Below are 12767 nucleotides of genomic sequence, written 5' to 3' on the forward strand. Positions count from 1 at the left end.
CCGCACGGATCCGGCCGGTCAACGCGCGGCGGGACGCGCCCACGCCCGGGTGACCGCCGACCGGGGTACGGACCAGATGCCGCGCGCCCGGCGCGCCAATCCCCCCGTGTACGTACGGGTTCATCGCGACGGGCGGCCGTTAGGCTGCGCCCAGCCGCGTGGACAGCGACGTCCGTCGTACGGTTCGCGCGCCTGCCCCCACCGCCGCCGTCGACGGAAGCGAGTTGAATCTTGAACTTCCTTACCATCGGTCACCGCGGAGTCATGGGCGTCGAGCCCGAGAACACCCTCCGTTCCTTCATGGCCGCCCAGCAGGCCGGCCTCGACCTGATCGAACTCGATCTCCATCTCAGCAAGGACGGCGCCCTGGTCGTCATGCACGACGCGGAGGTGGACCGCACGACCGACGGCACCGGCCCGATCGCCGAGAAGACCCTGGAGGAGCTGCGCGCGCTGGACGCGGGCCGGGGCGAGCGGGTGCCGGTGTTCGAGGAAGTCCTGGAAGCGGTGCGGATGCCGTTGCAGGCCGAGATCAAGGACGTGGCCGCGGCCCGGGCGCTGGCCGAGGTCATGCAGCGGCGGGACCTGGTGTCCCGGGTGGAGGTGTCCTCGTTCCACGACGAGGCGGTCGCCGAGATCGCCCGGCTGGTGCCGGGGGTGCGCACCGCGCTGATCTCCAGCCTCCCCCACTTTCGAACAGACTCAAGCGGGGGGACCCCCATCGGCACGGACGTGGTGGAGCGGGCCCGGGAGGCGGGTGCGGCGACCCTCTGCCTGAACATCCGGCGGCTGACCCTGGAGGTCGTCGAGCACGCCCGCAAGGCGGATCTGCGGGTGATCGGCTGGGTGGTGAACACCCAGGACGATCTGCGGCTGGTGCGCGCGCTGCAGCTGGACGGCGCGACGACCGACTACCCGGAGATCAAACGCACCGCCCGCTTCACCGCGTGAACCCCGGCCCGCGCCTCACACCAGCGGCTTGACCAGCAGCTCGAACTGCAGGTCCGCCCGCCGTGGAATGCCGAAGCGCTCCTCGCCGTACGGGAACGGCGTCATCTCTCCCGTACGGCGGTAGCCGCGCCGCTCGTACCAGGCGGCCAGGTCTTCGCGCACCGAGATCACCGTCATGCGCATCTCCGTGACGCCCCAGTCCTCGCGCGCCTGGCGCTCCGCCTCGGCGATGACGGCCTTGCCGAGCCCGGCGCCCTGGAGGGCGGGGCTCACCGCGAACATGCCGAAGTAGGCGTGGGTCCCACGGTGCTCGAGCTGGCAGCAGGCGACGACCCGGCCCGCCTGCTCGACGGTGAGCAGCTTGCCGTCCGGCGCCTTGATCACTTGGAGGACACCCTCGGGGTCAGTGCGCTGTCCCTCCAGGATGTCCGCCTCCGTGGTCCAGCCGGCCCGGCTGGCGTCGCCCCGGTAGGCCGACTCGATCAACGCGACCAGGACGTCCACATCGGCGTCGGTGGCGTCACGGAAGGTCAGTCCGACGGCGTTCTCCATGGGCGGGTTCTCCGATCTCGGGCGCGGCTCAGCCGTGCCTGAGCTTATCCCCGCCGCCCGGCCCGCTTCCCGGCCCCTCGCGCCGCCCGGCCTGCGGGGCGACCTGCCGTTACGCTCCGGTCGCATGGTGCACGTACTGAGCAGCCGGACGCTGATCCGCCCCGCCGACCCCGGGCTCTCCCGCGCCTTCTACGGCGAGCGGCTGGGCCTCGCCGTCTACCGCGAGTTCGGTCAGGGCCCGGAGCGCGGCACGGTCTACTTCCTCGGCGGCGGGTTTCTGGAGGTCTCCGGCCGGGCTGACGCCCCCGCCTCGCCGGCGGTGCGGCTGTGGCTGCAGGTCGCGGACGTCGCGGCGGCGCACGAGGAACTGGCGGCGGCGGGTGTCGAGATCGTGCGGCCGCCCGTGAAGGAGCCGTGGGGCCTGATCGAGATGTGGGTCGCCGATCCGGACGGCATCAGGATCGTGCTGGTGGAGGTGCCGGCCGGTCATCCGTTGCGCTGCCGGCCGGGGGTCTGAGCGCGCCGCCGGAGGTGCCGCGCCATGTCGCCGGTCGTCCGCGGCGCCGGCGTGGCCGGTCGCGCAGTTCCGCGCGCCCCTTTCGGTGCTTCCGAACCGCAGCGGGGTGCGCACCCGACCGGTCAGGCCCGCAGCGCGCCCATCCTCCCCTCCAGACGGCCCAGCAACTCCGCGAGGAGTCCCGCAAGTTCGCCCTGGCCCTCCGGGGCGAGGACGGACAGCACGGCCGTCTCGTAGGCGAGTTGCTCGGGCAGGATGCCGTCGACGAGGTCGCGGCCCGCGTCGGTGAGGCGCAGGTGGGCGACCCTGCGGTCACGGGCGTCGCCGCGCCGCTCGACCAGGCCGCGCTCGGTGAGCTGCTTGAGGCGTTTGGTGACGGCGGCGCCCGAGGAGAAGGTCTCCTTGGCGAGCTCGCTCGGGGTCAGCTCGTGGCCGGTGCGGCGGAGCGCGCCGAGCAGGTCGAACTCGGGGCGGCTGAGTCCGGCCCGGCGCAGCGGGGCGTCCTCGGCCTGCTGGAGGAGAGCGGCGCAGCGGTTGATCCGGCCGATGACCTCCATGGGCCCGGTGTCCAGTGCGGGGTGGACACTGCGCCACTGCCGGACGACGGCCGCGACCGTGTCGTCCATGACGGCCCCGCTGCCCACGCCCTCGTCGTCCAGGCCTCCGCCCGCGCCCCGTCCCGCGTCGCTCGCGGCCGCCGGTCGTCCGCTGGTCGCCGTCATGGCCGTACGTCCTCCGTTGTCCTCGCGCCGTCCCAGGAGTGCGTTCCCTGGCGTCGTACCGTCGCGGCGAGCGTACGGTGTCCGGACTGCTCGGCGAGCACGACCCGCTCCTGGGGCAGCGCGCGTTGCCACCACTCGCCGGACGCGGCGTCGACCGTGGCGCGCAGCTCGGCCAGGGCGGCGGCGAGGGTGCGCCGGGCGGTCTCCAGGGCGCGCGGGGCCGGCTGCGGCCCGGCCAGCAGCCGGACGGCCTGTTCGCGGGCCCGCTCGACCGCGGTCAGGGCATGCTCGATGCGGTCACCGGCCCGGCGGTTGGTGACGACGACGGCGGTGGCGAAACCGACGAGCGCGCCGACCAGGGTGTCCACGACCCGCTCGGTGATCAGCCTCCCGGCGTCCTGGGTGCGGGCGAACTCGGTGACGAGCAGGGCCATCGGGGTGACGCAGACACTGCCGAGCCAGTAGTTGCGGCCGATCAGCGCCTCGGCGCCGAAGTTGAAGGCGAGGCAGCACAGCACCAGGGCCGCGGGGTGGAGACGGGCGAGAGGTACCACGGCGGCGAAGACGAGGACGCCGAGGAGGTTGCCGACGACGCGCTGGACGCCCCGGTGCCAGGTGAGGGTGACGTTGGCCTGGTAGAGGGAGGCCGCGGTGACCAGCGCCCAGTAGGGGCGGCCGACGCCGAGGGCGAGGGACGCGTAGCCGGCCAGGGCGCAGCCGAGCGCGGTGCGGGCGGCGAGGGGGGTGAGCGGGCCGAGCCGCTGCCACAACGGGCGCTGCGGTACGGCGCGTTCGGCGTCGACGCCGAGCAGGTCGTCGTCGGCTCCGGCGACCCGCGGGACCCGTCCGGTGCCGCGCAGGCCACGGGCCCAGCCGCGGAGCAGCCGCGGGTCGGCGTCGGCGGGGGCGGCGAGGGCGACCTCGGCGCGGACGACGAGGTGTTCGAGGGCGCGCCGGGTGCGGTCGGTGCGGGCGCCGGTGGCGAGCAGGCACTGCCAGGCGGCCTGTACGGCGGCGGCCGCGGCGGCGCGGGCCCGGTCGTGGCCGTCGCCGGTGCCGCGGGTGTCGGCGTAGGCGGCGGTGGCGCGCAGGGCGTGGGCGGTGGCCCGGCGTTCGGGGCCGTGCGGGCGCAGCAGCCCGGGGGCCATGCCGACCAGCCAGGCCCAGGCGCCCGCCGCCAGGGCGAGGCCGACGTGGCCGGGGACCTGGCCGAGGGTCTGCGGGGCGAACAGGGCGGCGGAGCCGATGAAGGTGAGGACCACGTTCCCGGGCGGGCCGACGCGGGTGGCGTCGCAGAGGACCTTCTGCACGGCGGCCATGAGCGCGCCGACGGTGACCAGGACGGCCGCGTTCGTGGTGAGCGAGGCGGCGGTCAGGGCGAGGGCCAGGCCGCCGGTCATGCCGAGGATCACCCGGGCCAGGGTGCGGGCGCGGGCGGGGTAGGGGCGGTTGTGGCCGTAGAGGGCGCACAGCGATCCGGCCATCGTGTACATCGCCAGGTCGAGGCGGCCGAGGGCCAGCAGGGCCAGGCTGGGCGGGGCGACCGCGGCGACCACGCTGCAGGCGGGCTTGAACCAGATGTCCGAGGGCCGGCCGAGGCGCAGCACACCGGCGAGGGGCAGGCGGCGGGCGGTCGTGGGGGGCGTGCTGCTCATACTCATCAATTTAGCATGTATTTTACTTGTAAAACACCATCGAACAGCGCTGGTCACATGCTGTGCTCCGGCGAATGCTCCCCGTGTACGTCCTTGCGCTCGCGTGCGCGCCGTACGGCCGGGGCATCGCATCCCTCGACACGACGTCGAGCGGGGAGGTGCGCCGTGCACGGACCGGCTTCGCCCGGCTGGCTGCTGGTCGCGCTGTGCGCGGCGACCGGGTCCTACTGCCTGCTGCGGATGCGCAGCAGGGTCGAGGAGCAGCGGCGCGCCGCGGGCGGCGAGGCGCTGATGGGGTTCGGCATGGCCGTCATGGCGGTGCCCGCGTCGGTGTTCACACCGCCGGGGTGGACGTGGCCGCTGTACGCGGCGGTGTTCGGCGCGGCCGCGTTGCACGCGCTGTGGAGCGCCCGCAGCGGTCCGCGTCATCTGCACCATCTGGTGGGGGCGGCGGCGATGGTCTACATGGCGGTGGCGATGGCGGCCGCCCCCGGCACCCACCACCACGGCGGCGCCGGAGTCCCGCTGGTGACCGGGCCGTTGCTGCTCTACTTCACCGGCTATGTGCTGCTGTCCGGCGCACGGCTGGTCCCGGTCGCGGTGACCGCCGGGACGGGTGCGCTCCGGTGGGGCGACCGGCCCGAACTGGCGCGCGCGTGCCGGTTGTCGATGGGGATCGGCATGGTGGCGATGCTGCTGGCGCTGTGAGGACCTGACAGCACAGGCGCCACGGACGTTGCCTGCGTCACTTTGGCGCAACGGGCGGTACCCGCGGGCGGTTCCCCGCTCATAGGGTGCTGGCCATGATGGTCCCCGTGGCACTGTTGCTGCTAGGCGCCCTGACCGCCGTGGCCGGCCCCCGGTTGCTCGCCCGGGCCGACTGGACGGACCGGGAACCGGTGGTCACGCTGTGGGTGTGGCAGTGCGTGGTGGCGGCCGTCCTGCTGTGCTGCGCGCTGTCGATGACGCTGAGCGCGGCGGCCGCCTGGCAGGCGGTGCGGGGGCACGTTTTCGCCACTGCCCCGAGCGGGGTGGTGGAGGCCTACGCGCTCGGTACGACGGGCCCGTGGGCGGCCGTGACCGCGGTGGTTCTCGCCTGCGCCGGGCTGTGGAGCGGGGCGATGCTGGTGCGGGAGATCGCGCGGGCCAGGTCCAGGCACAGCCGGGAACGGGCCGAACTCCTGGTCCGCGCACCGCTGTTGCCCGGCGAGGAACCGGCCGACGGCCGGCTCGTCGTCCTTGAGGGGGACCGCCCGGATGCCTGGTGGCTGCCGGGCGCGGCGCCCCGACTCATCGTCACCACGGCCGCGTTGCGTCGCCTGAAGGGGCGTCAGCTGGACGCGGTCCTGGCTCATGAGCAGAGCCACGCACAGGCCCGCCACGACTGGCTGCTGCACTGCTCGGGCGCGCTGGCCGGCGGGTTCCCGCAGATCCCGGTGTTCGCCGCGTTCCGCGACGAGATGCACCGGCTGGTCGAACTGGCCGCCGACGACGTGGCCTCCCGGCGCCACGGCCGCCTCACCACCGCGCTCGCCCTGGTCGAACTCAACGAGGACCGGGGCGTGTTCGGCCCCGGACCGACGCCGCACGCCCACGTCCCGCAGCGGGTCCACCGGCTGCTCACCGCCCCGGACCGCCTCCCGGCCCGGCACCGGCTGCGGCTGACCGCGACGGCCGCCCTGGTCCCGGTGATCCCGGTGCTGGTAGCGCTGGTACCCAGCCTGCGAGCCCTCGGGTGAGGCCGCGCCCGGCGGAGGAATTGCTCCGCGGGCAATGATTCGGCAAAGATCACGCCATGCGCCCCCCGCCCAGCGACCGCCCCGCTCCCCTTCTCGCGACCGCCGTTCTCGCCCTCTCCTCGGCGCTGCTGCTCGCCCTCGTCGCCGGCGAGTGGCCGCCCCTGGTCGCGGTGGACGAGAACATCGCCGACGCCGCCCACCGCTGGGCCGTGGCGGACCACGGCACCACACAGGTGCTGCGCGTCCTGACGGACTGGGTCTGGGATCCGCTGACCATGCGCCTGCTGTGCGCGGCGGTCGCGGTGTGGCTGGTGTGGCGGCGCTCGGCGTGGTGGACCGCCCTGTGGCTGGCCCTGACCTGCTCGCTCGGGACGATCGCCCAGCAGTCCCTGAAGACCGCCGTCGGCCGCCCGCGCCCGGTGTGGCCCGACCCCGTCGACTCCGCCCACTACGCCGCCTTCCCGTCCGGCCACACCATGACGGCCACGGTGGTCTGCGGTCTGCTGCTGTGGCTGCTGCACCGCCGCGGCACCCGCCGCGCGATATGGCGTACGGCCCTGGCCGCGGCCGGGGTCTCGGTCGTGGGCGTGGGCCTGACCCGGGTGTGGCTCGGCGTCCACTGGCCCTCGGACGTGCTCGGCGGCTGGCTGCTCGGGGCCCTGGTGGTGGCGCTGGCGGTGCTGGCGTACGAGTGGGAGCCCGACGGCCGGGGACGGCCTCACCCGTAGCCCACGGGCGCACCCGGCCGTCGGTAGAGTCCGGCACATGACTGCCGTGCTCTTCGACTTCTCCGGGACCCTCTTTCGCATCGAGTCCGCCGAATCCTGGCTGCGGGCGGTGCTCGCCGAGGCCGGAGCACCGCTCACCGAAGCCGAGTTGACGCGGACGGCGCAGGCGCTGGAGGCGGCCGGGGCACAGCCCGGCGGAGCCTTCCCGGCCACGCTGCCCGAGGAGCTGTCCGGCGTGTGGGCGGTGCGCGACGAGAGCGCGGAGCTGCACCGGGCCGCGTACACCGGCCTGTCCCGGCGGGTGGCGCTGCCGGACCCCGCCCTGCACGACGCGCTGTACGAGCGGCACATGGATCCGCGGGCCTGGACGCCGTACCCGGACGCCGCCCGGGTGCTGCGCGCGCTGCGTGAGCAGGGGATCGGGGTCGGTGTGGTCAGCAACATCGGCTGGGATCTGCGCCCGGTCTTCCGCGAGCACGGACTCGACGCGTACGTGGACACCTACGTCCTGTCGTACGAACACGGTGTCCAGAAGCCGGATCCGCGGCTCTTCACGGTCGCGCTGGAGGCTCTCGGGGCCGCGCCCGCGCAGACGCTGATGGTCGGGGACAGCAGGCCCGCCGACGGCGGGGCGGCGGCGCTCGGCTGCCGGGTGCACTTCGTGAACCACCTGCCGGCGGCCGAACGGCCGGACGCGCTGCTGGCGGTCCTTGACCTGGTGGGCGTGGCACGCCGACCGGCCACGCCCACCCAGGCCTGAGCTGCGGTGCCGTCCGCCCGAGACGCTCCCCCGTGTCGCCCCGGACGGACGGCAGCCCTGAACCGGCCCCGCGCAGGGCGGTGCCGACCGCGTCGATTATAGTTGGCTGGCAGCCAGTCAACGCAGGAGTTCCAGCATGTCCCCGCGCAGCCCCTCGGTCAATGAAGAATTGCGCAGGCGTTCGCGCGAGCGACTGCTGCAGGCCGCGGTGGAGCTGGTCGACGAGCACGGCTTTGAGGCGACGACGCTGGGCGCCATCGCGGACCGGGCGGGATCGGCGCGCGGACTGGTGTCGTACTACTTCCCCGGCAAACGCCAGCTGGTCCAGTCGGCCGTGCACCGGCTGATGCACCGCACGCTGGAGGAGGCGCTGGAGCACGAGCCGCGCACCGAGGACGGGCGGGAGCGGCTGGCCCGGGCCATCGACGCGATCCTGGGGCTCGCGCACGACCGGCCGGTACTGATGCGCCAGCACATGGCGGGACTGCTCCAGGCCGAGGGCTTCGTGCAGTGCCCCGAACAGCGCCGGCTGGCGGAGCTGCTGGGCGACACCGTCGCCCGGTACGGCTCGCCCCAGGTCGCGGCCGACTACCCCATGCTGCGCGCCATGCTCATGGGGGCGGTGTACGCGGCGCTGGTGCCTGGGGTGCCGATGCCGATCCCGGCGCTGCGGGCGGAGCTGTTCGAGCGCTACGGGCTCGACTGGGAGCTGGGCACTCCCCCGGAGTCCGCGCCGGCGACCGAGCCGCAGGACCTGTCCCGGTTCTTCGCGACCGGGGACCGGACCGAACCCGGATCCGTGCCGGAGTCCGGACCCGGTCGGCCCGCGGGGGCATGACGCCGGCCAGGAAGCCCGCGTCACGCGCCTGCGCGTGAGCCGGGTCGCCGACGAGCTGGGTGTCCCCGGTGGCGTCACACGCCTGCGCGTGAGCCGGAGCGGCCGGCGGGGGCCGCGCCCGGGCACGACCGCACCCCGTGAACTCTGGACAGCGGCTCCTCGACCCGGTCGGTGAGCACCGTCGGAGCGGCCGGGGACAGCGGGCCGGGCCGTGACGCACGTCCTCGGCGGCGGAACGACGCTTCCAGCGCACACACGACGTGACTCTATGATCACACCACGCGGCCGCGGACGCACGTCCGCGTCACCCCAGCGGCCCTGTCGAGGCGGCCGGGCCGGTGGGATGCTGGAGTCACCAGCCCCTCGGGCAAGGAGTTCCGCTGTGTTGCGTGTCGCCGTCGTCGGCTCCGGGCCGAGCGGGTGCTACACCGCCCAGAACCTCGTCCAGCTCGACCCCACGGTCCGCGTGGACGTCCTGGACCGGCTGCCGTGCCCGTACGGGCTGGTGCGCTACGGCGTCGCTCCCGACCACGAGAAGATCAAGTCGCTGCAGGGAAACCTGCGCACCGTCCTTGAGCACGAGCGGGTGCGGTTCCTCGGCGGGGTCCGGGTCGGGGTCACGGGCGGGGTGCCGGTGGAGCGGCTGCGGGAGCTGTACCACGCGGTGGTGTACTGCGTGGGCGCCGCCGCCGACCGGCGGCTCGGGATTCCCGGCGAGGAGCTGCCGGGCAGCTGGTCGGCCACCGAGTTCGTGTCCTGGTACAGCGCGCATCCCGACGCGGTCGACGCCGGGTTCGTGCGCGACGCCCGCTCGGCGGTGGTCATCGGGGTCGGCAACGTCGCGGTGGACGTGGCGCGGATGCTGGCCCGGGGTGCGGCGGAGCTGAGACCCACCGACATGCCGCAGCAGGCGCTGACCGCGCTGGCGGCGAGCCGGATAAGAGAGGTCCACGTGATGGGCAGGCGGGGCCCCTCACAGGCCCGGTTCACCACCAAGGAGCTGCGCGAGCTGGCCGGGCTGCCGGAGACCGAAGTCCGGGTGGAACCGGCCGACCTGGCGCTCGACCCGGCCTGCGCCGACCCGTCCGCGCTGCCCGCCGCCCAGCGCCGCAACGTGGAGGTGCTGCGCGGCTGGAGCGACGCCGGCGGCCGGGGAGCGGAGCGCAGCATCCGGCTGCGCTTCTTCCTGCGCCCGGTCGAACTGCTCGCCGAGGGCGGACGGGTCGGCGCGGTGCTCTTCGAGCGCACCGAGCCGGACGGGCGCGGCGGGGTGCGCGGCACCGGGCGGTACGAGACGGTCGAGGCGCAGCTGGTACTGCGGTCGGTCGGCTACCGCGGAGTGCCGCTGGACGGACTCCCGTTCGACGAGGAGAGCGGCACCGTGCCCCACGAGGCGGGCCGGGTCCTGCACAGCTGCTTCGGCGCACCCGGCGACTACGTGGCCGGCTGGATCAAGCGGGGACCGACCGGCGTCATCGGCACCAACCGGCCCGACGCCAAGGAGACGGTGGCCTCCCTGCTGGCGGACGCGCCCGCGCTGCTGCGCAGGGAGGTGCCCGAGGATCCGGTCGCCGCGCTGCGTTCGGCGGGCATCGAGCCGGTCGAGTGGAGGGGATGGCAGGCGATCGAGCGGGCCGAGGCGGCGCTCGGCGCCCGGCTCGGCCGGAGCGTGGTCAAGCTGGCCGACTGGAACTCCCTGCTGGCGGCGGCGCGCTCGGGGCCGTAGCGGAGTCGCACGCGATCGGGTGGGCATGACACGTATCGGCAACGAGCCGGAAATCAACAAACTGTTCAAGCCGCTTACCGTCTCGTGCTGTCCGGATGTCGTCCCCGCCCTGGAGTCCCCATGGCCCCCACCAGCGCCTCCGTCCATCCCGTCGACGAGGTCCCACCCGTACGGCAGTTGGCCGCGTTCGGCCTTCAGCACGTGCTCGCGATGTACGCGGGCGCGGTCGCCGTGCCGCTGATCGTGGGCGGCGCGATGAAGCTGTCGCCCGCCGACCTGGCGTATCTGATCACCGCCGACCTGCTGGTGTGCGGCATCGCCACCCTCATCCAGTGCGTCGGCTTCTGGCGCTTCGGCGTCCGCCTGCCGATCATGCAGGGCTGCACGTTCGCCGCGGTCTCGCCGATGGTCCTCATCGGTACGACGGGCGGCGGACTCCCCGCGATCTACGGCTCGGTGATCGTGGCGGGCCTGGCGATCATGCTGCTCGCGCCCGTCTTCGGCCGGCTGCTGCGCTTCTTCCCGCCCCTGGTCACCGGCACGGTGATCCTGATCATCGGGGTCTCGCTGCTGCCGGTCGCGGGCAACTGGGCGGCGGGCGGCGCGGGTGCGAAGGGCTTCGGGGAGCCGAAGAACCTGGCGCTCGCGGCCTTCGTGCTCGCGGTGGTGATCGGCGTGCAGCGGTTCGCGCCGGCCCACCTCGCCCGGATCGCGGTCCTGATCGGCATCGCGGTGGGCCTCGCGGTGGCGGTGCCCTTCGGGTTCACCGACTTCGGCGGGGTCGGGGACGCCGACTGGCTGGGCATCAGCACGCCGTTCCACTTCGGGGCGCCGGCGTTCAAGGCGTCGGCGATCGTCTCCATGCTGGTGGTGGCCCTGGTCACGATGACCGAGACGACCGGTGACCTGCTCGCGGTCGGCGAGCTGACCGGCCGCGAGGTCGAGCCGCGCTCCCTCGCCGACGGGCTGCGCGCGGACGGCCTCTCGACCGTCCTCGGCGGTGTCTTCAACACCTTCCCGTACACGGCCTACGCGCAGAACGTGGGCCTGGTCGGCATGACCCGGGTGCGCAGCCGGTGGGTGGTCGCGGCGGCCGGCGGCATCCTGGTGCTGCTCGGTCTGCTGCCCAAGCTGGGTGCGGTGGTCGCGGCGATTCCGGCTCCGGTGCTGGGCGGCGCGGGCCTGGTGATGTTCGGCACGGTCGCGGCGAGCGGCCTGCGCACCCTGGCGGCCGTCGACTTCAGGGGCAACAACAACCTGACGGTGGTGGCCGTCTCGGTGGCGGTCGGCATACTGCCGGTGGGCGTGCCGACGGTCTACGCGAGGTTCCCTGACTGGTTCCAGACGGTGATGAACAGCGGCATCAGCGCGGGCTGCCTGACCGCGATCGTGCTGAACCTGCTCTTCAACCACCTGCCGTCGCGGACCGATCCGGCCCCGGGGACGGTTCCCACCGGAGCCGGATCCGCCTGACCGGGGCTTGACGTCAAGGCTTGGCCGGGGCTTGTCGTCAAGAGAGAGCGGCCGCGGTGGACGGGCCCGCGGACAGATGCTCGTGAACCGCCCGCCAGTCCCCGTCGCCGACGCGGTGGAAGACGATGGTCTCGCGCTCGTGCAGCACCTCCTCGCCGGCCGTGGTGGCGACGCGGGTGGTCACCGAGTGGCTGAACACCGCCGTGTCGCCGAGGAGTTGGAGGCGACGGTCGTTCGAGTCGCAGGACAGGACACGGAAGTCGTCCTCGTCGCTCCACTTCTGCCACAGGGCCCGGTACTCCTGGGTGGAGTCCAGCCGCCGGTCGGTGGTGTGGAAGACGAATGTCGCGTCGGCCGCGAAGGCGTCGAAGTAGTCGTCGGTGCGGCCCTCGGCGAAGGCGGCGATCAGGGCGTCCGCCGCGGCGAGGACGGTGTCGTGGTCGTTCGTCATGGGCGCGGCTCCGAGATCCGGGCCACGGCGCGGACGGGTGCGCCGTCCGCGCCGGGCAGGTGCAGGGGGAAGAGGCTGACGTGGACGTCGTGGCCGCTGAGCTGGGCGTCGAGGAGCTCGGCGAGGTTGGTGAGGTTCTCGGCGATGACGGCGTCGGCGCCGCACAGGACGCGGTGGGCGGGAAGGGTCTCGCCGGGGGTCGGGTCGACACTGAGGGCGTCGATGCCGACGGTGTGCACGCCCCGCGCGACGAGGAGGGCGGCCGCCTCCTTCGTCAGATGGGGGTGGTCGTGGTAGGCGTCGGTGCCCCAGTGGGCCGACCAGCCGGTGGCGATCAGCACGATCCGGCCGGCCGGGACCCGGGCGAGCAGGTCCGCCCCGATGGCCGCCCGGGGCGCCAGGCCCCGGGCGTCGACGACGTGGGCGGGGCCGTCGAAGCGGTCCAGCGGCAGCTGGTCCAGCGTGGGCAGGCCGTCCTCGATGTGGGAGGGGGCGTCCACGTGCGTGCCGGACTGCGAACCCATGTGCACCTGAAGGACGTTGACACCGTCCTGGGCCGCGGTCAGCGCGGGCCGGATGTCCACCAGCGGATCGCCGGGGTAGACCGGCATCCCGGTGCGCAGCGGCACGGACAGGTCGATCAGGCGCATCCCCC

At 74.0% G+C, this 12767-nt stretch carries 14 protein-coding genes; 9 read left to right on the plus strand and 5 right to left on the minus strand.

Annotation, left to right across the window (positions count from 1 at the left end):
• Positions 1–231 precede the first annotated feature (231 nt).
• Positions 232–951 carry a glycerophosphodiester phosphodiesterase gene (locus LQ326_RS22670; RefSeq protein ID WP_234539192.1) on the plus strand — a complete coding sequence of 240 codons (720 nt, stop codon included), beginning with the start codon at positions 232–234 and terminating at the stop codon, positions 949–951.
• Between the two features lie 15 nt (positions 952–966).
• On the opposite strand, the gene LQ326_RS22675 is transcribed toward LQ326_RS22670, so the two are convergent.
• Complete coding sequence (locus LQ326_RS22675; RefSeq protein WP_234539194.1) at positions 967–1503, minus strand: GNAT family N-acetyltransferase; 537 nt, start codon at positions 1501–1503, stop codon at positions 967–969.
• 124 nt (positions 1504–1627) lie between these two features.
• Here LQ326_RS22675 and LQ326_RS22680 point away from each other — a divergent pair, with 124 nt between their 5' ends.
• Complete coding sequence (locus LQ326_RS22680) at positions 1628–2020, plus strand: VOC family protein (RefSeq protein WP_234539196.1); 393 nt, start codon at positions 1628–1630, stop codon at positions 2018–2020.
• Between the two features lie 122 nt (positions 2021–2142).
• Here the strand turns inward: LQ326_RS22680 and LQ326_RS22685 are convergent, their stop codons facing one another.
• Positions 2143–2742 (minus strand): MarR family winged helix-turn-helix transcriptional regulator, encoded by a 600-nt coding sequence (locus LQ326_RS22685; protein WP_234539198.1) that lies wholly within the window; start codon positions 2740–2742, stop codon positions 2143–2145.
• Positions 2739–4397 carry an FUSC family protein gene (locus LQ326_RS22690; RefSeq protein WP_234539200.1) on the minus strand — a complete coding sequence of 553 codons (1659 nt, stop codon included), beginning with the start codon at positions 4395–4397 and terminating at the stop codon, positions 2739–2741. The genes LQ326_RS22685 and LQ326_RS22690 overlap by 4 nt, the downstream gene beginning before the upstream one ends.
• A 165-nt stretch (positions 4398–4562) precedes the next feature.
• Between LQ326_RS22690 and LQ326_RS22695 the strand changes: the two genes are divergently transcribed.
• The 7 genes from LQ326_RS22695 (at position 4563) to LQ326_RS22725 (ending at position 11661) form a co-directional block, all read left to right on the plus strand.
• The gene (locus tag LQ326_RS22695; protein ID WP_234539202.1) at positions 4563–5105 is read left to right on the plus strand and encodes a DUF5134 domain-containing protein; all 543 of its coding nucleotides are present in this window, start codon (positions 4563–4565) and stop codon (positions 5103–5105) included.
• Positions 5106–5200: 95 nt separating this feature from the next.
• Complete coding sequence (locus tag LQ326_RS22700; RefSeq protein WP_234539204.1) at positions 5201–6136, plus strand: M56 family metallopeptidase; 936 nt, start codon at positions 5201–5203, stop codon at positions 6134–6136.
• Positions 6137–6192: 56 nt separating this feature from the next.
• Entirely contained in the window at positions 6193–6864 is a 672-nt protein-coding gene (locus tag LQ326_RS22705; protein WP_234539206.1) for a phosphatase PAP2 family protein, read from the plus strand.
• A 37-nt stretch (positions 6865–6901) separates the two neighbouring features.
• Complete coding sequence (locus tag LQ326_RS22710; protein ID WP_234539208.1) at positions 6902–7624, plus strand: HAD family hydrolase; 723 nt, start codon at positions 6902–6904, stop codon at positions 7622–7624.
• A gap of 136 nt (positions 7625–7760) precedes the next feature.
• On the plus strand, positions 7761–8462 hold the full coding sequence (locus LQ326_RS22715) for a TetR/AcrR family transcriptional regulator (protein ID WP_234539210.1): 702 nt from the start codon (positions 7761–7763) through the stop codon (positions 8460–8462).
• A gap of 382 nt (positions 8463–8844) precedes the next feature.
• A complete protein-coding gene (locus tag LQ326_RS22720) occupies positions 8845–10188 on the plus strand; it encodes an FAD-dependent oxidoreductase (RefSeq protein WP_234539212.1) in 1344 nt (447 codons plus the stop codon).
• A 120-nt stretch (positions 10189–10308) separates the two neighbouring features.
• Complete coding sequence (locus tag LQ326_RS22725) at positions 10309–11661, plus strand: nucleobase:cation symporter-2 family protein (RefSeq protein ID WP_234539214.1); 1353 nt, start codon at positions 10309–10311, stop codon at positions 11659–11661.
• Positions 11662–11698: 37 nt separating this feature from the next.
• On the opposite strand, the gene LQ326_RS22730 is transcribed toward LQ326_RS22725, so the two are convergent.
• Both LQ326_RS22730 and LQ326_RS22735 read right to left on the minus strand, forming a co-directional pair.
• Positions 11699–12112, minus strand: a complete 414-nt coding sequence (locus LQ326_RS22730; RefSeq protein ID WP_234539216.1) for a YybH family protein — start codon at positions 12110–12112, stop codon at positions 11699–11701.
• Positions 12109–12762 carry a cyclase family protein gene (locus tag LQ326_RS22735; RefSeq protein WP_234539218.1) on the minus strand — a complete coding sequence of 218 codons (654 nt, stop codon included), beginning with the start codon at positions 12760–12762 and terminating at the stop codon, positions 12109–12111. The genes LQ326_RS22730 and LQ326_RS22735 overlap by 4 nt, the downstream gene beginning before the upstream one ends.
• Between the last annotated feature and the right edge of the window lie 5 nt (positions 12763–12767).

Source organism: Streptomyces shenzhenensis (assembly GCF_021462265.1).
Taxonomy (GTDB): Bacteria; Actinomycetota; Actinomycetes; order Streptomycetales; family Streptomycetaceae; genus Streptomyces; species Streptomyces shenzhenensis.